The sequence below is a fragment of the Terrabacter sp. Soil810 genome (genome assembly GCF_001429645.1).
In the GTDB taxonomy this organism is placed as follows: domain Bacteria; phylum Actinomycetota; class Actinomycetes; order Actinomycetales; family Dermatophilaceae; genus Terrabacter.
In genome coordinates, this window is sequence record NZ_LMSW01000001.1 from 340,403 (window position 1) to 359,620 (window position 19,218).

Here is a 19,218-nt window from a genome sequence, read left to right on the forward strand (position 1 = left end):
AGCGGGTGACAGCGCGGCGGCATACAGTGTCGTCCGTGTCCCCCCGAGCCCTCGTGATCGACGACGAGACCCCCGTGGCGCGGACCCGGCGCGCCCGGAAGATGTACCGCTCCCTCCATGAGCGCTACCCCTACGCCCACTGCGAGCTCGACTTCACCACCCCGCTCGAGCTGCTCGTCGCGACGATCCTCTCCGCGCAGACGACCGACGTCGGGGTCAACAAGGTGACGCCGATCGTCTTCGCGAAGTACCCGACAGCCGCGGACTATGCGAACGCCGACCGCACCGAGCTCGAGACGATCATCCAGCCGACGGGCTTCTACCGCGCCAAGACCGACTCGCTCATCAAGCTCGGCATCGCCCTCGTCGAGCGCTTCGACGGGGAGGTGCCGCCGCGCCTCAAGGACCTCGTGACGCTGCCCGGGGTCGGGCGCAAGACGGCCAACGTCGTGCTCGGCAACGCCTTCGACATCCCCGGCATCACCGTCGACACCCACTTCGGGCGTCTCGTGCGCCGCTTCGGCTGGACCGAGGAGGAGGACCCGGTCAAGGTCGAGCACGAGATCGGCCGGCTCTTCATGCGCAAGGACTGGACGATGCTCAGCCACGTCGTCATCTTCCACGGCCGCCGCACGTGCCACGCGAAGAAGCCGGCCTGCGGGGCGTGCCCGGTCGCGCGCTGGTGCCCGAGCTACGGGGCCGGCGAGACCGACCCCGACAAGGCGGCGAAGCTCCTGAAGTACGAGCTGGCGCCGAAGTGACCCACGTGGTCAGCCGGATCGCGTATGCCGGCAGCTCGGGCTCCATCGAACCCTCCCCGACGCTCGGGGCGGGGGCCGTCCCGCGCCCTGCGTGGATGGACGAGCTCGCGGTGCGGCTCGAGGACGTCGCGCCCGAGTGGTTCTCGCGCTTCCTGCCCCCGGAGGAGGGCGGCCGCGAGTCGGCGGTGCTCATCCTCTTCGGACCGCCACCCGCGGGCGCCGACGACGACGGCGAGCACGTCGTGCTCATCGAGCGCTCGCACACGATGCGCACCCAGCCGGCGCAGATCGCCTTCCCGGGCGGCTCGCGCGACCCCGACGACGACGACCTCGTCGCGACGGCGCTGCGCGAGGCCGAGGAGGAGACGGGCGTCGACCCCGCGGGCGTCGACGTCGTCGCCCAGCTGCCCTCCCTCTTCCTCGCGCCCGCCCAGTTCGTCGTCGCGCCCGTGCTCGGCTGGTGGGCGCAGCCCTCGCCGATCGGGGTCCGCGACCCGGCCGAGGTGCACGACGTGCTGGCGGTCCCGGTCTCGCACCTCGTCGACCCGTCGACCCGCTTCTCGGTGACCCACCCGTCCGGCTACGTCGGCCCGGGCTTCGACCTCGACCACCTGCTGCTGTGGGGCTTCACGGCCGGGCTCATCAGCAGCGTGCTCGAGCTCGGGGGCCTGTCGCGGCCCTGGGACGCCGACCGGCAGCGGGAGCTCCCCGAGCGCTACCTGCAGGGGAGGCGCGCATGAGCGGCAGCGTCGCGCTCGACATCGCCCTGGTCCTGCTCCTGCTCGCCTACGCGTACTCCGGCTACCGGCAGGGGCTGATCCAGAGCGTCTTCTCGCTCGTCGGCTTCTTCGTCTTCGCGATGTTCGCCGTGTGGCAGCTGCCCGGGATGCTCGCCCGCTGGAACGCGGTCGCCGACGACGACCGCACCCGGGTGCTCGTGCTCATCGTCGGCGTCGTGGCCTTCGGGTGGCTCGGCCAGTACCTCGGCAGCCTCCTCGGCGCACGGATCCGGCGCCAGGTCGGTCAGACGTCGCTGCGCCGGGTCGACTCGGCGCTGGGCGCCGTCGTCGTGATGCTCGCCGCGAGCCTCATCATCTGGTTCATCGGTGGCGCGCTGCGCACGGCCGGCAACCCGGCGCTGTCCAAGGCGATGGCCGAGTCGAAGGTGCTCCAGGTCGTCAACTCGGTCGTCCCCGAGCAGACCGGTGAGGTCTTCGCGGGCTTCCGTGGCTTCCTGTCGAGCCAGGGCTTCCCGCAGGTGTTCAGCGGTCTGGTGCCCGAGCCCATCACGCCGGTGCAGAACCCCGACCCGGCCGTCGCCCAGTCGCCGGCCATCCGCGAGGCCGGCCGGTCGGTCGTCAAGGTGACGACGCAGTCCCAGTCGTGCCAGCGCGGCCAGGAGGGCACCGGCTGGGTGCTGTCGCCGGGCCGCATCGTCACCAACGCCCACGTCGTCGCCGGCGCCGACGAGGTTCGGGTGGAGGGCGGCGACCAGACGCTCCGCGCCCGTGTCGTCGTCTTCGACGCACGCCGCGACCTCGCGGTGCTCAGCGTGCCCGGCCTCCAGCTGCCGGCGCTCCCGCTCGGCGGCGAGCTGAAGCGCGGCGACTCGGCCGCGGTCCCCGGCTTCCCGCTCGACGGCCCCTACCGCGTCGTCTCCGCGCGGGTGCGCGCCCAGCTCCAGGCGCGCGGGCTCGACATCTACGGCGGCGACCGCGTCGTCCGCGAGATCTACTCGCTGGCCACGACCGTCCAGCCGGGCAACTCCGGAGGACCTCTGCTCGACACCCAGGGCCGGGTCGTCGGGGTCATCTTCGCCAAGTCCCTCGAGGACGACTCGACCGGCTACGCCCTGACCCTCGCCGAGGCCAAGCCGGTGCTCGACCAGGCCATGTCGGCCGGGGCCTCTGTCGATACCGGCGCCTGCGTCGCCGGCTGACTGCCCGGGTCGCGCCGTCGAGGTGCCGGCGAGCCCGATGTCGCTGCCGGGATCACCTCGATCCGATGGCGCACCGGTGCCAGAGTGGGTGCATGCAGGTGTCGTTCGTGACCGCTGACGGGATCGCCGACCACCCGGCCGAGGCGCTCGATGGGCTGCTCGCGCGCCCGGACGGCTACGTGTGGGTCGACCTGCCCGACTACGACGCCGAGGCCGACACCCTGCTCGCTGACGTGTTCCACGCGCACTCGCTGGTTCGGGCGCACTGCGCCGAGCGCAACTTCGTGCCGACGGTCCATGCCTACGATCAGCACCTCTTCGTCATCCTCCACGCACCCCTCACCGGGGCGGGTGGGCACGTCCACGTCCTCGAGCTCGACGAGCTCATCGGCGACCGCTACCTCGTCACCGTCCACGGGCCGCGCAACCCGGTCGTCACGTCAGAGCAGGCCACCGAGGAGACCCGCGCCGTCCGGGCCCGCATCGACGCGGGCCGGCTGCGACCGGCGGGACCGCACGACCTCGCGTACGCCATCGGCTCCGCCATTGCCCGACGCCAGAGCGCCGCGGTGCGCGAGGTGGCGAGTCGCCTGCCGGCCATGGAGGCACAGGTCCTGGCGGCGGACTTCCACCGGCCCGAGGAGCTCCTCGAGCAGCTCTTCCTCGTCCGGCACGAACTCATGACGGCCCGGACGATGGCCGCGCAGGCTCACGACATCCAGGCCCGTATCACGTCGCTCGAGGGCTTCGTCACCGAGGACGCCCGGCGCCGCGCTGCCGACCTCGCCGACCAGTTCGACCGCGTGCGCAGCCTCGGGGACGGGGAGGTGCAGTTCCTCGTCGGCGTCATCGACCTCTACCAGACGCGTGTCACGACGAAGATGACGGTCGCCATGGAGCGCCTCGCCGTGATCGCCGCGGTCACGCTGCCCATCACCGCCATCGCGTCGGTGTACGGCATGAACCTCATCGCCAACAGTGAGACCCACGTGACACAGCTCGTCATCGTCCTGGCCGCCATGCTTGGCATCAGCCTCGTGCTGCTGCGGTGGGCGCGGCGCCAGGGCTGGTGGTGACATCGGCGCATGCGCATCGACTCACCGGGGCTGACGACCGACCTCGACCTGCTCTGCCTCCAGGGGTCGACCGTCACCGACCTCGGCGACCATCTCGTCGTGCGCACCGAGGCCAACCCGACCTTCTGGTGGGGCAACTTCATCCTCGTGCCGACGGCCCCACGCTCCGACGAGGTCGAGCGCTGGACCGCGCGGTTCGAGGCGGAGTTCCCGGACGCCCGTCACCGCGCGATCGGCTTCGCGCAACCGGACGGCGACAGCGGTGCCTGGGCCGCGCAGGGCTGGGACGTCGAGGTCGACGTCGACCTCGCCACGACGTCGGTTCCGGCGGCCGCGGTCGCACCGGACGGCATACGGCTCCGCGCGCTCACGAGCGGCGACGACTGGGAGCAGTCGGCACGGGTCGGCGGGAGCGACACCCCGCAGGACCGGCGCGACGGCCGCCTCGTCTTCGAGCGTCGTCGTGCAGCCGCGCAGCGCGGGCTCGTCGAGTCCGGTCGGGCGCGCTGGGTCGGCGCCTTCGAGGGCGACCAGCTGGTCGCGAACCTCGGCATCGTCCGGCTCGGTGACCTTGCCCGCTACCAGGACGTCGTGACCCTCGAGAGCCACCGGCGGCGCGGCATCGCCGGCGCGCTCGTGCGGGCCGCGGGCGAGTGGGCGCTGGAGGACCCGGCCGTCGGGCGGCTCGTCATCGTCGCCGAGGACGGCGGTCCCGCGATCGGGCTCTACCAGCGCGCTGGGTTCGTCGAGGTGGCGCGACACGTCGGCGTCTCCCGCACGGGAGGTCAGTGGCCCGATACGACCCAGTAGGTGCGCTGGTTCGTGAAGGCGAGCAGGCCGGCGTCTGCGAGCTCGCGGCCGTAGCCGCTGCGCTTCGTGCCGCCGAACGGCACGCGTGGGTCGGACGCGACCACGGCGTTGACGAACGCCGCACCGGTCGTGATCCGCCGGGCCAACGCCACCGCACGCTCCGTCGACCGGCTCCAGACGCTCAGCCCGAGGCCGTATGCCGTGTGGTCGGCGAGCGCGACGGCGTGGTCGTCGTCGCAGGCGACGGCGACGGCAGCTACCGGGCCGAAGGTCTCCTCGTCGAAGACCGGCATGCCGGGGCCGGTGCCGATGAGCACGGTCGGCTCGTAGAACCAACCCGTGTCGGTGTCGTCGCCTGATCCCGAGCCCCGACCGCTTCGGCCACCGATGGCGACCGTGGCACCCAGGGCGACGGACTCGTCCACCTGGCGCTGCAGCGCGTCACGCAGGTCGGCGCGGGCGAGCGGGCCCACCTCCGTCGAGGCGTCGGTCGGGTCGCCCGCTCTGAGGGCGCGCACGCCGTCGACGAAGAGCCGGACGAACTCGTCGGCGACTGCTGCCGCGACGACGAACCGCTTGGCGCACACGCAGCTCTGGCCGGAGTTGGTGAAGCGGGCGCGAACGGCCGCGGCCGCGGCCGCCTCCACATCAGCGTCCGCGAGCACGACGAACGCGTCCGAGCCGCCGAGCTCGAGCACCGAGGGTTTCGACGCGCGCCCGGCCGCGGCCCCGACCATCTCGCCTGCGCGGTTGCTTCCGGTGAAGGTGACGGCAGCGACGCGCTCGTCGGCGATGAGGTCCTCGACGGTGGCCGGCACGTCCGGCTCGGCGACGACCAGGGCGGTCACGAGGTGCTCGGGCAACCCTGCGGCGGTGAAGAGCTCGGCGATCGCCAGGGCGGAACCGGTCACGTTGGGTGAGTGCTTGAGGAGCAGACCGTTGCCGGCGGCCACGGTCGGGATCGCGGCACGCATGACCTGCCAGACCGGAAAGTTCCACGGCATGACGGCGAGCACGAGCCCCATCGGCTCGTGGGAGACCCACGCCTCGACGCCCTCGGGAGCGTCGATCGGGACCGGCCGGTCGGCGAGGATCCGGGAGCCGTGGGCGGCGTAGTGCTCGGCCGTGACCGCCGACTTGACCACCTCACCGCGCGCCTCCGCGATGGGCTTGCCCATCTCCCGCGTGACGAGGGCGGCGAGGTCCTCCGACCGCTCGCGCAGGACCTCGGCCAGACGCGCCACGGCCGCGAGGCGCGCGGCCACGGGTGTCGAGCCCCAGACGGACGCGGCAGCGGCACCCGCGGCGACTGCGTCCTCGACCTCAGCCGCATTCATCGCCGGATAGGACTGCAGCACAAGGCCCGTCGTTGGGTCGACTGTGTCCACGCTCGTGGTCGTGCTGGTGCTCCCCATGGCGGTCATGGCGCGCTCAGTCCGCCCCGGTCGCTCTCGGACAGGTGCTCGAATGTCTCGCCGGTGGCGGTCATGGTGCGGGTCACGTCGCGTCCGCCGTAGACCCAGTAGATGCGCATGGTCCCCGCGCCCCGGTTGGAGAAGCGGTGCGGGATGCCGGCCGGCACCCAGGTGGCCTCGCCGGCGACGAGGTCGAACGACTCGTCACCGATCTCGGCGACGGCCTCGCCCTCGAGGACGAGCACGGACTCCTCGACGTTGTGGCTGTGCAGCGGCAGGCCGGTTCCCTCGGCGAACTGGGTCTGGCCCGTGGTCAGGCGGTTGGTCTCGCAGTTCCACCTGCCGACGTAGGGGATGGTGAGGACGCCGTTGCCCCGGTCGAACGGTGCGACGGAGTCGGGGCGGATGAGCAGGCGCTGGGCGGTCGGCTGGTCAGGCATGGCTGTCCTCTCGGGTCGTGGTCGTGGTCGTTCTGCGGCCGGGGCCGTGGTCCAGTGCGTCGGCGACGGCGGCGGCCAGCTCGTCGGTCGTGAGCGTGCCGCCGAGGTCGGCGGTGCGGGTGGCCGGGTTGCCGACCACCTCGGCCACGGCGCCGTCGATGCCACGGGCCGCGATGACGAGGTCGTCGCGGCCGCAGCGCCGGCCGTGCCAGTCGAGGAGCATGGCCGCCGAGCGGATCAGCGACACGGGGTTGGCGACGCCCTGGCCGGCGATGTCGGGAGCGGACCCGTGCTGCGCCTGGGCCACGCACACGTCGTCGCCGGCATTGATCGCGCCCCCGAGGCCGAGGCTGCCGCAGAGCTCGGAGGCCTCGTCGCTGAGGATGTCCCCGAACATGTTCGTCGTGACGAGGACGTCGAACGACCCCGGGTCGCGGATGAGCCGGGCGGCTCCCGCGTCGACGATGAGCTCGCGCAGCGCGACGTCGGGGTAGTCCTCCGCGACGCGCCGCACCTCCCGGAGGAAGAGCCCGTCGGAGAGCTTGAGGACGTTGGCCTTGTGCACGGCGGTCACGTGCCGGCGACGGGTGCGGGCGATCTCGAAGGCCGTGCGGGCGACGCTGGCCGACGCGTGCGCGGTGATCTTGCGGATGGAGAACGCGGAGTCGGCGTCCGGCATGAACTCTCCCGAGCCGGCATACATGCTCCGGTCGGAGTAGAAGCCCTCCGTGTTCTCGCGCACGATGACGAGGTCCATCGGCGTGCGCAGCATGCTGAGGTCGGCGACGGACCGGCACGGCCGGATGTTCGCGTGGAGGGCGAACCGGGTGCGCAGCTCGGCTGACGGGTTCACCCCACCCTCGGCGCGCGGTGGGTAGTCGTAGTGCGAGACCGGCCCGAGCACCGTGCCGTCGACCTCGGTGACGAGCGCGAGCACGTCGTCCGGGAGGGTCGTGCCGGCGGCCGCGAGCGACGCCAGCCCGACGTCCCGGACGATGAGGTCGAGCCTGAGCCCGAACCGCTCGTCGGCGGCCTCGAGGACGCGAAGGGTCGCCGTGGTGATCTCCGGGCCGATGCCGTCGCCCGGCAGCACGAGGATCTTCATGTCCGGGCTCCTTCCGGGTGGTGGAACCGCATGGTCGACACCGTGTTGACCTGGCTACCCGGCACGACGCAACGGTCGGCGGCCTCGCGCCACTGCGCGAAGTGCGGTGCGGCCCGGTGCGCCGCGACGGCGGCCTCGTCGGCGTACAGCTCGTAGAAGACGAAGTGGTGCGGGTCGGCCAGGTCCTGCGTCACGTCGAATGACAGGCACCCTGGCTCGTCGGTGAAGGTCCGTTCGGCATTCGTCGCGATGGCGGCGGTGAAGTCGTCCAGGCGCTCGGGCACGACGTGGAGCGAGACGATGAGGGCGATCATGCGCGGGCCTCCTCGGGCTGGTCCTGCTGGTTGGTTGGGTCGGTCGTGGTGGGTGGGCGCTCGACGCCGCTCTCGGCGGCGAGGGTGAGGAGGGCGTCCCACGTCGCGCGCGCCAGGCGTATGCCGTCGCGTTCGTTCGCGGCACGGTTGCGGTCCTCGAGCTCGCCGGGGACGAGGATCGCGTCGGACCACGCCGCGAGCTCATCGGACCGGGTCTCGTCGACGAGCTGCTCCATGCGAGAGGCGAACTCGGCCGGGTCACCGGTGGCCGCGGGGTCGATCACGATGAGCAGATGACCGGCCCCGCTGCGTCGCTGCGGGTCGTAGGGGCCGACCACGGAGTCGCCGAAGGCGCTGCCTGTCAGGACCCCCGCGAGGACGTCCATCATGAAGGAGATGACGTAGCCCTTCGCCCCGGCCATGGGCTGGATGAGGCCGGCGATGGCGGCCGCAGGGTCGGTGGTGGGCGTGCCGTCGGCGGCCGCGGCCCAGCCCTCGGGGATCGGCTCGCCACGCTCCGCCGCGAGGTAGACCTTGCCGCGTGCGACGGCGGTGTTGGCGAGGTCCATGACGACGACGCCGTGCCGTCCGGCGGGGGCGGCGATGGACCAGGGGTTGGTGCCGATGCTCTTGCGACGCCCGCCCCACGGGGCCATGGCAGGGCTGGCGTTCGTGACCAGGATGGCGACGCAACCCGCCTCGGCGGCGGCCCGAGTGAAGTAGGCGGCCGTGCCGAAGTGGCCGGAGTTGCGCACCGCGATGCCGGCGATGCCGTGCTGCCGCGCCCGTTCGACGCCGAGCTCGACGGCGCGTTGGGCCACCACCTGCCCGATGCCGTCGCGCCCGTCGAGGACGACGACGGCGCCGTTGTCGGAGACCGGCTCCACGAGCGTGACCGCGGCCATCGCGCCCGAGTCCAAGCGGGCGGCATACCAAGGCAGCCGGAGGACCCCGTGCGAGGCGTGACCCCACAGCTCCGCGGTGACGAGCGTGTCGGCGAGCAGCGCCGCGTCGGGCTCGGGGACGCCCCGACGCGTGAGCAGCGCCGTGACGAAGGCGCCCAGGTCCGCGGCCGAGAGGACGACGGTCGGCTCGGCCGCCTGGGGCTGTTGCTCGGTCATGCCTGCTCCTTCGTGGCGGCCGGTCGTGGAAGACTGGGAGCATGGAAGCATACTTGTATACATGTGTGCAACGACAGGTCGTGGCATGGAACGGATGAGGCGCGCCTCGGGGGGACAGCTGGTCTACGCCGAGCTGCGCCGCCGCATCCTCAGTCTCGAGCTCGAGCCCGGCCAGCGGCTCTACGAGCCCGAGCTCGCGACGGCGCTGCAGGTCAGCCGCACGCCGCTGCGTGAGGCGCTGCGCCTGCTCCTCGCCGAGGACCTCGTCGACCAGCTGCCGACGGGCGGGATGGTCGTGCGCCCGCTCACCGCGAGCGACATCGAGGAGCTCTACGGTGTGCGCGCCGCGCTCGAGGGGCTCATGACGGGGGAGGCCGCGCGGCGGCTCACCGACGACGACGCCGCGGCGCTGCGACGGCTGCTCGACCGCAACGAGCGCCTCGTCGGCAACGCCGACGACGCCATGCGCGCCGGCCACGACCTGCACCTGCGCATCGCGGACATCGCCGGGCACGGTTGGGCGAGCAGGCTGCACGCGCAGGTCGACGGCCACATGTCGCGCTACCGGCCGTTCACCAACGAGAGCCAGGCGCGACGCACCGCTGCACTGCAGGAGCATCGGGAGATCGTCGCCGCGCTCACGGAACGTGACCCGGACGAGGCGCGCCGCCGCGCCGAGTCGCACGTGCTCGCCGCCCGCGACGTGGCCCTCGACGCGATCGGCACTCGCCTCGACGCCCGCTGACCGGCGAAAGGCCAGAGCTCGCGGGGTGGGTGACGCTGGTCAGCGGCTGCGGACGCGGTAGCGACGCTCGGGGCGACCGGCCGCGCCGTAGCGCGGGGGAAGCAGCTCCGCCGCCCCGGTCTCGACGAGGTGGTCGAGGTAACGCCGGGTGCTGCTGCGCGACAACCCGGTCGCGTCGGCGCACTCCATCGCGGACATGCCGTCCGCATCCCCGTCGACGCCCCGCAACGCCGTCTCGACGACCTCGACCGTCTCCGGGCTGATGCTCTTCGGGAGTCGGCGCGCCTGGCCGGACTGCGCCCGGAAGGCCCGGTCGACGTCGTCCTGGCGCATCTCGGCGGCCTCGTCGAGGTCGCGCAGCTCGGCGCGGTGGTCGCTGAACTCGACGAGCCGCTGACGCAGCGAGTCGATCTCGAAGGGCTTGACGAGGTAGTGGAAGACCCCGCCGTGCAGGGCGCGCCGGATCGACTCGATGTCCCGGGCGGCGCTGATGACGATGACGTCGACCTGCCCCGGCGCGCGCTCGCGGAGGCGGCGCAGCACGTCGAGTCCGCTCATGTCGGGCAGGTAGACGTCGAGGAGGACGAGGTCGGGGTGCAGGGTGCGCACCGCCTCGAGCGCGGCCGCCGCCGAGTGCACGACGCCGACGACCTGGTAGCCGGGCTGGCGCGCCACGACGCTCGAGTGCACCTTGGCCACCATGAAGTCGTCGTCGACGACGAGCACCCGGATCACGGGCTCACCGCCGTGCGGTCGAGGGGCAGGGTCGCGACGAAGACTGCTCCGTCGTCGTCGGTGACCGTGACGTCGCCGCCGCGCTTGCGGCAGATGACCCGCACGAGGGCCAGGCCGATGCCGCGACGGCCGCCCGGGCCGGCGTCCTTGGTGCTGACGCCGGTGCGGAAGACGCGGTTGCCGAGGTCGCTGGCGATCCCGGGACCCTGGTCGCGCACGGTGATCCGCAGCTCGGCGTCGGACTGGACGATCTCGACGGTGACGATCGGGTCCGGGGTGTCGGCGGAGGCGTCGAGGGCGTTGTCGATGAGGTTGCCGAGCACGGTGTTGACGTCGGTGGCGAGCTGCTCGTCGAGGCGGTCGACCCTCGTCGTGTCGGCGAGGACCAGCTCGACGTCGCGCTCGTCGGCCTGGCTCGACTTCGCGATGAGCAGGGCGGTGACCGCCGGGTCGGCCACGTGGGCGGCGATGCCGCCGGTGAGCCTGGTCTGGCTGGCGTTGAGGTGCCGCACGTAGCGCAGGGCGTCGTCGTACTCCCCGAGCTCGATGAGCCCGCTCACCACGTGCATCCGGTTGCTGAACTCGTGGGCCTGCGCGCGGAGCGTGTCGGTGGTGTCGCGCGTGACGTCGAGCTCGCGCTGCAGCTCAAGCATCTCGGTGCGGTCACGCAGCGTCACCACCCAGCCGATGTGCCGCCCGCGGCTGAGCACCGGCATGCGGTTCAGGGTGAGCACCCTTCCGCGGTAAGGGATGACGCGGTCGGTGGCGGAGTCCGGATCGTCGAAGACCTCCGCGAGCCGGCCGCTCGCGTCGATCTCGGAGATGTGCCGTCCCGTGGACGCGAGCGGGATCCCGAGGAGGTGCGCCGCCTCGTCGTTGACCATCGACACCCGGCGGTCGAGCCCGACGGCGAGCATGCCCTCCTTGATGCCGTGCAGGATGGCCTCGCGCTGCTCGACGAGGCCGGTGATCTCGCGCGGCTCGAGGCCGAGCGTCTGGCGCTTGACCCGCCGCGACAGCAGGAGCGAGCCGATGACGCCGAGGGCGGTCGCGATGCCGAGGTAGGTGAGCAGGTTGGGCATCACGGCGGACAGGTTCTCGGTCACGGTCGGGTAGGCGCGGGTCACGACGACGGCGCCGTCCGTGGCGAGCGTCTTCTCGTTGATGACGGGCGCCGTCGCCATCGCGTCGCCGGTCTCGTCCTCGACGCCCGTCCACGCCCGGCCGAAGTAGTCGGGCTGTGCCTGGAGGCGGACGATGCGGTTCGTCGGCAGCGGGTCGGTCGAGACGACGACGCGCCGGTCGCCCTTGACGACCATGACCTTCGTCGAGCCGGAGAACGAGCGCCCCGACTCCGCGATGCCCTGGGCCTGCCGCACGAACCGCTCGGTCTCGGTGGTCGACGGCGCGAGCGCACTGTGCACGCCCGCCGTGGCCGCGAGGTTCTCGGCGATCGCCAGGGCGCGTCGGCCCTCCGTGTCGCGCGCGCGGGCATCGGACTGGGCGAGCGAGACGAGGGCGACACCGACGAGCACGACGCACATGATCGCGAGCTGCATGGCGAGCATCCGGCCGGCCAGGGTCCACCTGGGCAGCCGCAGCCGGGACCGCCACGCCGCGCTCATGAGGCCATTGTGGCGACCCCCGTCCACGAGTCCAACGAGCGCCTGAGCAGAATGAACAAAATGGAGTTTGCGCTCCTAACGGTGACAGGGCCGTATGCCGTCGCGAGGCTTGCGGGCATACCCCCGGGACCTGTGTGTCCCGACCTGTCAGACAAAGGAGTCTCCTGTGCGATTCAGCACCCAGCTCAAGGTCGGCTCGGCCCTCCTGGCCGCCGGTCTCGCCCTGTCCGCCTGCGGCGTGAGCGCCGACGAGGGCACCTCTGGTGGGAGCACGGGCGCGGCCGCCGGTCCCGTCAAGGGTCTGCGCATCCTCGTCCCCAACTCGCCCGGCAGCGGCTACGACACGACGGCCCGCGCGGCGGCGAAGGCCATGCAGGACGCCGGCCTCGCGAGCACCATCGAGGTGTTCAACTCCGCCGGCGCCGGTGGCACCGTCGGCCTCCAGCGCCTCGTCAACGAGAAGGGGCAGGACGACATCCTCATGCAGATGGGGCTCGGCGTCGTCGGGGCCGTCTACACGAACAAGTCCAAGGCCACGCTCAACGAGACCGTGCCGATCGCGAAGCTCATCGAGGAGTCCGAGGCCATCGTCGTCCCGGCCGGCTCGCCCTACACGACGCTCGACCAGCTCGTCGCTGCGTGGAAGGCCGACCCGGGCAAGGTGCCCGTCGGCGGCGCCTCCAACGCCGGTGGGCCCGACCACCTCACCCCGATGCTGCTCGCCAAGGCCGTCGGTATCACCCCCAAGGACGTCAACTACGTCGCCTACGACGGCGGTGGCGATCTGCTGACCGGCATCCTCGGCAAGAAGGTCGCCTTCGCCGCGACCGGCGTCAGCGAGGTGGCCGAGCAGGCCAAGAACGGTGACGTCAAGATCCTCGCCGTGACGAGCGCGAAGCCGGTCGCGGGTGTCGACGCGCCGACCCTCAAGGACCTCGGCGTCGACATGGAGTTCTCGAACTGGCGTGGCATCGTCGGCCCTCCCGGACTCTCCGCCGAGAAGACCGCGCAGTACATCGACCTCGTGACCAAGATGCACGGGTCCGAGCAGTGGAAGAAGACGCTCGCCGACCAGGGCTGGACCGACTCGTTCCAGACCGGTGAAGAGTTCAAGACGTTCCTGGCGGCCCAGAACGAGAGCGTCGCGGGCGTCCTCAAGGAACTCGGCCTGACGTCATGACTCCCGCGAACGGTTCGACGGGTCCGGCGGCGCCTGAGGTGCCGCCGGACCGGGCCACCGGCGGCGTAGCCGGGCCGGCCGGGCCGGGCGGATCTGACCGCCTTCCGGACTCGACCCGTGACGCCTCCGCGAAGAAGGACTACTCGGAGTACGGCGTTGCCGTGCTGCTCCTCGCCCTGGGCATCTGGGCGATCGTCGACGCCGTGGGTCTCGCCGACGCCTCGACGGCCCGCGGCCCCATCGGGCCCAAGACCGTCCCGATCGCCGTCGGTCTGCTGCTCGTGGCGATGGCGATCCTGCTCGTCATCGACGTCGCCCGTGGCGGTCGTGGCGAGCAGGAGGGCGGCGAGGACGTCGACCTCTCGCACGGCAGCGACTGGCGCACCATCGGCCTGCTCGCCGGCGCCTTCGCCGCGAATGCGCTGCTCATCGAGCGCGTCGGGTGGCCCCTCTCGGGGGCCATCCTCTTCTTCGGCACGACGTACGCGCTCGGCAGCCGCAGCTACATCCGCAACGTCATCATCTCCGTCATCATGTCGGTCGGCACCTGGTACCTCTTCTACGCCGGCCTCGGCATCAAGCTGCCCGCCGGGCTCCTGAAGGGAATCCTCTGATGGACGGAATCAACTCGCTCATCGAGGGGTTCGCCACCGCGCTGACTCCGATCAACCTGCTGTACGCGTTCCTCGGCGTGCTCCTCGGCACCGCGATCGGCGTGCTCCCGGGCATCGGTCCGGCCATGACGATCGCACTGCTCCTGCCCCTGACCTACACCCTCGAGCCGACCCAAGCGTTCATCATGTTCGCCGGCATCTACTACGGCGGCATGTACGGCGGGTCGACGACGTCGATCCTGCTGAACACGCCAGGTGAGAGCGCGTCGGTGATCACCGCCATCGAGGGCAACCTCATGGCCAAGAAGGGCCGTGGGGCAGCGGCGCTCGCGACGGCGGCCATAGGCTCCTTCATCGCCGGCACGATCGGCACGCTCGGCCTGGCGCTGCTCGCCCCCGTCATCGTCGATCTCGCCGTGCAGATGGGCGCCCCCGACTACTTCGCCGTCATGGTGCTCGCGTTCGTCGCCGTGACGACGGTGCTCGGCTCGTCGAAGATCCGTGGGTTCGCCTCCCTCGGCATCGGCCTGCTCATCGGCACCATCGGCATCGACCCGACCTCGGGCCAGCAGCGACTGACGCTCGGCATCCCCGAGCTCGCCGACGGGATCGACGTCGTCGTCGTGGCGGTCGGCCTGTTCGCCGTGGGTGAGGCCCTCTGGGTGGCCGCCCACCTGCGGCGGTCGTCGCTCGACATCGTCCACGTCGACGGTGCCCGGATGACGCGTGACGACTGGCGTCGCTCGTGGAAGCCGTGGCTGCGTGGCACGGCCATCGGCTTTCCGTTCGGTGCCATCCCGGCCGGCGGCGCCGAGATCCCGACCTTCCTGTCGTACGCGACGGAGAAGAAGCTGGCCAAGAACCCGGAGGACTTCGGCAAGGGCGCCATCGAGGGTGTTGCCGGTCCGGAGGCGACGAACAACGCGTCGGCCGCCGGTGGGCTCGTGCCGCTGCTCACCCTCGGCATCCCGACGACGGCCACGGCGGCCGTCATGCTCGGCGCCTTCCAGGGCTACGGCATCCAGCCGGGTCCCCGTCTGCTCGACACACAGCCGGAGCTCGTGTGGGGCCTCATCGCGAGCCTCTTCATCGGCAACGCCATCCTGCTCGGCCTCAACCTGCCCCTCGCGACCGTCTGGGCCCGGCTGCTGCGCATCCCGCGTCCGTACCTCTACGCCGGCATCCTCTTCTTCGCCAGCATCGGCGCGTACGCCGCGAACAACTCGACGTTCGACCTCTGGCTCCTGCTCATCATCGGTGTGCTCGGCTTCTTCATGCGCCGCTACGGCCTGCCCATCGTGCCGGCGATCATCGGCATCATTCTCGGGCCGGTCGCCGAGGAGCAGATGCGTCGCGCGCTGCAGATCAGCGACGGTGAGCTCAGTGGGCTCTACAACACGGCGTTCTCGCAGATCGTCTACGTCATCATCGCGCTGCTGCTCGTCGGGCCGCCGATCGCGCGCCTGGTGCGCAACCGCCGTGGCGGCAAGGGGACCGGTTCCGGCCCCGATGCCGGCCACGACGCCCTGGCCGGGGCGCACGCCCACGCCAACGCGGAAGGAGTGTGACCATGCCGATCGTCGTCGGGTACATCCCGTCACCGGCCGGGCACGCCGCCCTCACCACGGCCATCGCCGAAGCTCGCCTCCGCGGCTCCCGGCTCGTCGTGGTCAACGCGAGCCGCGGGGACGCGCTCGTGGACCGGCGCCACTCCTCGGCCGAGGACTGGCAGTCGGTGCGGGACCAGCTCGGTGAGTCCGGGGTCGAGCACGAGGTGCTGCAGCAGGTCGAGGCGAAGGACCCGGCCGACCAGATCCTCGAGGTCGCCCAGCAGACCAACGCCGAGCTGATCGTCGTGGGCCTGCGCCGGCGCACACCGGTGGGCAAGCTCATCATGGGCAGCCAGGCCCAGCGGATCCTCCTCGACGCGGACTGCCCCGTGCTGGCGGTGAAGGCGGATCCATCCTGAGGGCAAGCCTTTTCGCCCGTATGCCGTGAGGCCCCGTTCCGTCCGGAACGGGGCCTCACGGCATACCCGGGCAGGCGCGGTCAGCGCACGGTGACCCTCCGTAGGGCGCTGCCCGAGCCGACGTAGGTGCCCGACCCCCGGTAGACCCACATGTAGTCGACCGACGCCGTGGGCGCGTGCGCGTAGGACACCATGCCCGTGGAGCTCGACGTACGCGTCGCCGTGAGGTTCCACGCCGTCCATCCGACCCTGCGCCAGTAGAGCTGCACCGGGACGCCGGCGATGGCGCCGCCGGTGTCGCGGCGGGTCAGCTTGCTGCTCACGGTGACCGAGCGGCCCTTGGTCAGCGACGTGACGGTGGAGCCGATGGTCTCGGCCGTGCCGACGAGCCGCGCCGACGAGGCAGCGCTGTAGCGGCCCGACCGGTCCTTGACCCAGATCCGGAAGCTGTACGTCGTGCCCTGGGTGAGGTTGACGTTCGCGCTCAGAGCCGTGCCCGAGTAGACGGCGGTTCCGGTCGTCGGGCTGGACGGCGGCGTGGATCCCGTCGCCATCCGGATGACGTAGCGGTCCAGGTCGTTGATGGCCGGGGCGGTCCACGTCAGCGTCGCGGCGCGCAGGGCGCCCGCCGCCTTGAACGCCCCGACGCCCTTGGGCGCCACGTCGACGGTGCGGAACGTCGAGGAGTATGCCGTCGTCATCGTCGCGCTCGACGTGTCCTTCACGCCGGCGACCGTCAGCCGGTAGGGCGCGTTGTCGTAGAGCGGCGTCGTCGGCTTGACCGTCGCGGTCCGCATCACGGCGTCGTAGGTCACGGTCGCGGGGACCGCGGATCCGGTGCGGCCGTTGAGGATCCGGACCGTAGAGGTCGTGACGCTCGACGGGACGACATCGCGCGCGAACGTCACGGTCGGTGTGTACGTCTGCGTCATCCCCGACCCGAAGTCGCTGGGCGTCGTGCTCTTCACCCACAGCTGCGCCGTGCCCGAGGTGACACCGTCCGAATGCCGGAGCAGGACGAGGCCGGCACCGTAGTCGGCCAGCACCACATCGGTCTTGCCGTCGCCCGTCACGTCGCCGACGGCGAGGCCGTTGATGTTGTCATGGCAGAGCGCGGGCCCCGGATGTCTCGAACGACCCGACTTCTGCACACATGTGCACCGGCCCGCGAACCACGCGTCACACGCGTACCGAGGCATACGGCATACGCCATCGGTCGGGGGGCGTATGCCGTGTGCTGACGCGAGCGCGAAGGTGGCGGCCCGCCGACCACAGGGGAAGATCGGCGGGCCGCGTCGCGGGCACCCGGTCGGGTGCGGCTGGTGGGGGTTGTCAGCCGAGGTGTGCGGCGTCGATCGCCGACTGGAGGCTCTGCTGGTAGGCCTCGCTCGTGTAGGTGGCGCCGCTGACGACGTCGATCTGCGATGACTGGGCGGCGAGCGCCTCCTGGCGAAGGGTCGGGGCTGCGCCGGCGCTGATCGACACGGACGTGCGGGAGCTGTCGGTCAGCTGGAGGGCGTGGACGTTGGTGATCTTCGAGCCCGTGAAGCTGACGCGCACCTGGACGGAGCCGTACTGCGTCCCGACGACGGCGCCGTCGACGGTGCCCGAGCGCGGGGCCGCGGGAGCCTTCTTGGCCGCAGTGGACGTCCCGGAACCGCTGGACGTCTTGGCGGCGCGGGAGGTCTTCGAGCTGCCGGACGGCTTCGGCGGCGCGGCGGCGACCGGGGTGCCGGCCTTGGCGGACGACAGGATGTGGACGCCCGTGACGGCGGAGTGCTTCGGCGCCAGGCCGGTGGCCCAGGACGCGCTGAGGGTGACGATGCCGGCCAGGCCGACGAGGGCGGTCGTTGCCTTCCTCACCAGGAGAACCTTTCGTCGTGGATGTGGGCCTTGGGGATGCCGCCCTCGAGGAGGCTGCGGTGGACGAGGTTCATCCAGCCCCCGGGTCCGCAGAGGTAGGCCTCGTGGCGGCGCAGCTCGGGGACGAGCTCGGCGAGCCGCTCGGCGTCGGGGACGGGCTGCCCGCCGGAGTGGTCGGGCGGCAGCCACGAGCCGCCCACCGGCGGGCCGACCAGGAGGAGCAGCTGGTGTCCGCCGACGGCCGTCAGGTGCTCGAGCTCGTGACGGAGCGCGAGCTGCGACTCGTCGTTGGCGCGGTAGACGACGGTGACGTCGCCGGGGCCGGCGTGGCCGTGGCGCACGAGCTCCTCGAGGATCGAGCGGATCGGCGTGACACCGATGCCGGCGGCGAGGAGCAGGACGCGGCGGCGGACGCGCTGGCGGGCGGTGAAGGCGCCGTAGGGCCCCTCGAAGAGGACGCGGGTGCCGGGCCGCAGGTGGGCCAGGCGGCTCGAGTGGTCGCCGAGCTCGCGCACCGTGATGCGCAGGCGACGGCCGTCGGGCGCGCTCGAGATCGACCACGGGTGGGCGGTCGCGAGCAGGCGCGGGCTGACGAAGCGCCAGTTGAGGTACTGCCCGGCGCGCACCGGGAGACGGTCGAGGCGACGGCCCTTCATCCACACCGACCAGACGCCGGGGGCCTCCTCGACGACGTCGGTGACGCGCAGGTCGTGTCGCAGGCTGCGGGCGACGGGGACGAGCAGGCGCCACCACACGACGCTGGCCGCGACGAGCACGAAGAGCGTCCACCAGTAGGTGCGCACCCACTGCGAGGCGGTGAAGTCCGAGCCGATCGAGAGCTCGTGCGGCACGGCGAGGACGACGGCGGCGTACGACGTCAGGTGCACGAGGTGCCACCACTCGTAGGACAGGCGCCGGCGGGCGATGCTGACCGAGGTCACGGCGATGACGACGAGCAGGGCCGTGGCGATGAAGGCGAAGAGCAGGTCGCTGCCCCCGGTGAGGAGGCGGAACGACTCGACGACCGGTGCGAAGGGACCGTGCAGGTCGCCGCGCGCCGCGTAGCCGACGACGATGGCGCCGACGTGGACGAGCACGAGCGGGACCGTGACGCGGCCGAGGATGCGGTGCGCCTTGAGGGCCCGGTCCATCCCGTAGACGCGGTCGATCCACGGCACGCGGGCCGCGAGGAGCAGCTGGATGAGCAGCAGGTCCATGGCGACGAGGCCGGTGAGGCGCCCCACGGCGATGAGCATGGTGCTCGAGCTGCCGGCCGTGAGGTCGTGGCTGCCTCCGCCGAGGAGGAACTGCGCCACGACGGCGAGCAGGCTCGCGATGGCGAGCGTCTCGAGGAGGTCGCCCGTGCGGGCCTGCCAGCGGCGGAAGTCTGCGCCGGCACGCAGGGCGCGACGGACCCGGCTCGGGGTCCCGCGGTGTGGTGCGATGGTGGTGCTCACGAGAACGATGGTGGTCAGTCGATCTCAGAAAGTTATGAGACGGGGGAGG

The 19,218-nt window shown here is 71.9% G+C and carries 20 protein-coding genes; 10 read left to right on the top strand and 10 right to left on the bottom strand.

Annotated elements, in window-relative coordinates; genetic code table 11:
- Window positions 1-101: 101 nt before the first annotated feature.
- The 5 genes from nth (at window position 102) to ASG96_RS01540 (ending at window position 4,586) form a co-directional block, all read left to right on the top strand.
- Window positions 102-761, top strand: coding sequence for an endonuclease III (gene nth, locus ASG96_RS01520; protein WP_235506883.1), 660 nt, complete (start codon window positions 102-104; stop codon window positions 759-761).
- Window positions 758-1,501 carry a CoA pyrophosphatase gene (locus tag ASG96_RS01525; RefSeq protein WP_057586168.1) on the top strand — a complete coding sequence of 248 codons (744 nt, stop codon included), beginning with the start codon at window positions 758-760 and terminating at the stop codon, window positions 1,499-1,501. The genes nth and ASG96_RS01525 overlap by 4 nt, the downstream gene beginning before the upstream one ends.
- On the top strand, window positions 1,498-2,700 hold the full coding sequence (locus tag ASG96_RS01530; protein WP_057586170.1) for a MarP family serine protease: 1,203 nt from the start codon (window positions 1,498-1,500) through the stop codon (window positions 2,698-2,700). The genes ASG96_RS01525 and ASG96_RS01530 overlap by 4 nt, the downstream gene beginning before the upstream one ends.
- A gap of 92 nt (window positions 2,701-2,792) precedes the next feature.
- A complete protein-coding gene (locus ASG96_RS01535; protein WP_056761570.1) occupies window positions 2,793-3,776 on the top strand; it encodes a magnesium transporter CorA family protein in 984 nt (327 codons plus the stop codon).
- A gap of 9 nt (window positions 3,777-3,785) precedes the next feature.
- On the top strand, window positions 3,786-4,586 hold the full coding sequence (locus ASG96_RS01540) for a GNAT family N-acetyltransferase (protein ID WP_057586173.1): 801 nt from the start codon (window positions 3,786-3,788) through the stop codon (window positions 4,584-4,586).
- On the opposite strand, the gene ASG96_RS01545 is transcribed toward ASG96_RS01540, so the two are convergent.
- Genes ASG96_RS01545 through ASG96_RS01565 form a run of 5 tightly spaced genes read right to left on the bottom strand, consistent with a single transcriptional unit; the run spans window position 4,562 to window position 8,981 of the window.
- Window positions 4,562-6,010 carry an aldehyde dehydrogenase family protein gene (locus tag ASG96_RS01545; RefSeq protein WP_200962635.1) on the bottom strand — a complete coding sequence of 483 codons (1,449 nt, stop codon included), beginning with the start codon at window positions 6,008-6,010 and terminating at the stop codon, window positions 4,562-4,564. The two genes, ASG96_RS01540 and ASG96_RS01545, sit on opposite strands and share 25 nt — an antisense overlap.
- On the bottom strand, window positions 6,007-6,441 hold the full coding sequence (locus ASG96_RS01550; RefSeq protein ID WP_056761576.1) for a cupin domain-containing protein: 435 nt from the start codon (window positions 6,439-6,441) through the stop codon (window positions 6,007-6,009). Before ASG96_RS01550 ends, ASG96_RS01545 begins: the two co-directional genes overlap by 4 nt.
- Window positions 6,434-7,546: an isocitrate/isopropylmalate dehydrogenase family protein gene (locus ASG96_RS01555; protein ID WP_057586175.1), complete on the bottom strand. Its 1,113-nt coding sequence runs from the start codon at window positions 7,544-7,546 to the stop codon at window positions 6,434-6,436. Before ASG96_RS01555 ends, ASG96_RS01550 begins: the two co-directional genes overlap by 8 nt.
- Window positions 7,543-7,860: a putative quinol monooxygenase gene (locus ASG96_RS01560; RefSeq protein WP_057586177.1), complete on the bottom strand. Its 318-nt coding sequence runs from the start codon at window positions 7,858-7,860 to the stop codon at window positions 7,543-7,545. Before ASG96_RS01560 ends, ASG96_RS01555 begins: the two co-directional genes overlap by 4 nt.
- On the bottom strand, window positions 7,857-8,981 hold the full coding sequence (locus ASG96_RS01565) for an Ldh family oxidoreductase (RefSeq protein ID WP_057586180.1): 1,125 nt from the start codon (window positions 8,979-8,981) through the stop codon (window positions 7,857-7,859). Before ASG96_RS01565 ends, ASG96_RS01560 begins: the two co-directional genes overlap by 4 nt.
- A 94-nt stretch (window positions 8,982-9,075) precedes the next feature.
- Between ASG96_RS01565 and ASG96_RS01570 the strand changes: the two genes are divergently transcribed.
- Window positions 9,076-9,726: a GntR family transcriptional regulator gene (locus tag ASG96_RS01570; RefSeq protein ID WP_235509019.1), complete on the top strand. Its 651-nt coding sequence runs from the start codon at window positions 9,076-9,078 to the stop codon at window positions 9,724-9,726.
- Between the two features lie 39 nt (window positions 9,727-9,765).
- Here the strand turns inward: ASG96_RS01570 and ASG96_RS01575 are convergent, their stop codons facing one another.
- Window positions 9,766-10,461 carry a response regulator gene (locus ASG96_RS01575; RefSeq protein WP_056761588.1) on the bottom strand — a complete coding sequence of 232 codons (696 nt, stop codon included), beginning with the start codon at window positions 10,459-10,461 and terminating at the stop codon, window positions 9,766-9,768.
- The gene (locus ASG96_RS01580) at window positions 10,458-12,086 is read right to left on the bottom strand and encodes an ATP-binding protein (RefSeq protein ID WP_056761589.1); all 1,629 of its coding nucleotides are present in this window, start codon (window positions 12,084-12,086) and stop codon (window positions 10,458-10,460) included. The genes ASG96_RS01575 and ASG96_RS01580 overlap by 4 nt, the downstream gene beginning before the upstream one ends.
- 166 nt (window positions 12,087-12,252) lie before the next feature.
- Between ASG96_RS01580 and ASG96_RS01585 the strand changes: the two genes are divergently transcribed.
- Genes ASG96_RS01585 through ASG96_RS01600 form a run of 4 tightly spaced genes read left to right on the top strand, consistent with a single transcriptional unit; the run spans window position 12,253 to window position 15,849 of the window.
- A complete protein-coding gene (locus ASG96_RS01585) occupies window positions 12,253-13,266 on the top strand; it encodes a tripartite tricarboxylate transporter substrate binding protein (RefSeq protein ID WP_057586184.1) in 1,014 nt (337 codons plus the stop codon).
- Window positions 13,263-13,880, top strand: a complete 618-nt coding sequence (locus ASG96_RS01590) for a tripartite tricarboxylate transporter TctB family protein (protein ID WP_082591555.1) — start codon at window positions 13,263-13,265, stop codon at window positions 13,878-13,880. Before ASG96_RS01585 ends, ASG96_RS01590 begins: the two co-directional genes overlap by 4 nt.
- Window positions 13,880-15,448: a tripartite tricarboxylate transporter permease gene (locus ASG96_RS01595; RefSeq protein ID WP_056761597.1), complete on the top strand. Its 1,569-nt coding sequence runs from the start codon at window positions 13,880-13,882 to the stop codon at window positions 15,446-15,448. The genes ASG96_RS01590 and ASG96_RS01595 overlap by 1 nt, the downstream gene beginning before the upstream one ends.
- 2 nt (window positions 15,449-15,450) lie before the next feature.
- On the top strand, window positions 15,451-15,849 hold the full coding sequence (locus tag ASG96_RS01600) for a universal stress protein (protein ID WP_057586186.1): 399 nt from the start codon (window positions 15,451-15,453) through the stop codon (window positions 15,847-15,849).
- An 80-nt stretch (window positions 15,850-15,929) separates the two neighbouring features.
- Here the strand turns inward: ASG96_RS01600 and ASG96_RS01605 are convergent, their stop codons facing one another.
- The 3 genes from ASG96_RS01605 to ASG96_RS01615 form a co-directional block, all read right to left on the bottom strand.
- On the bottom strand, window positions 15,930-17,000 hold the full coding sequence (locus tag ASG96_RS01605) for an Ig-like domain-containing protein (protein ID WP_057586188.1): 1,071 nt from the start codon (window positions 16,998-17,000) through the stop codon (window positions 15,930-15,932).
- 181 nt (window positions 17,001-17,181) lie between these two features.
- On the bottom strand, window positions 17,182-17,712 hold the full coding sequence (locus tag ASG96_RS01610) for an FMN-binding protein (protein ID WP_057586190.1): 531 nt from the start codon (window positions 17,710-17,712) through the stop codon (window positions 17,182-17,184).
- Window positions 17,709-19,169, bottom strand: coding sequence for a ferric reductase-like transmembrane domain-containing protein (locus ASG96_RS01615; RefSeq protein WP_057586192.1), 1,461 nt, complete (start codon window positions 19,167-19,169; stop codon window positions 17,709-17,711). Before ASG96_RS01615 ends, ASG96_RS01610 begins: the two co-directional genes overlap by 4 nt.
- Between the last annotated feature and the right edge of the window lie 49 nt (window positions 19,170-19,218).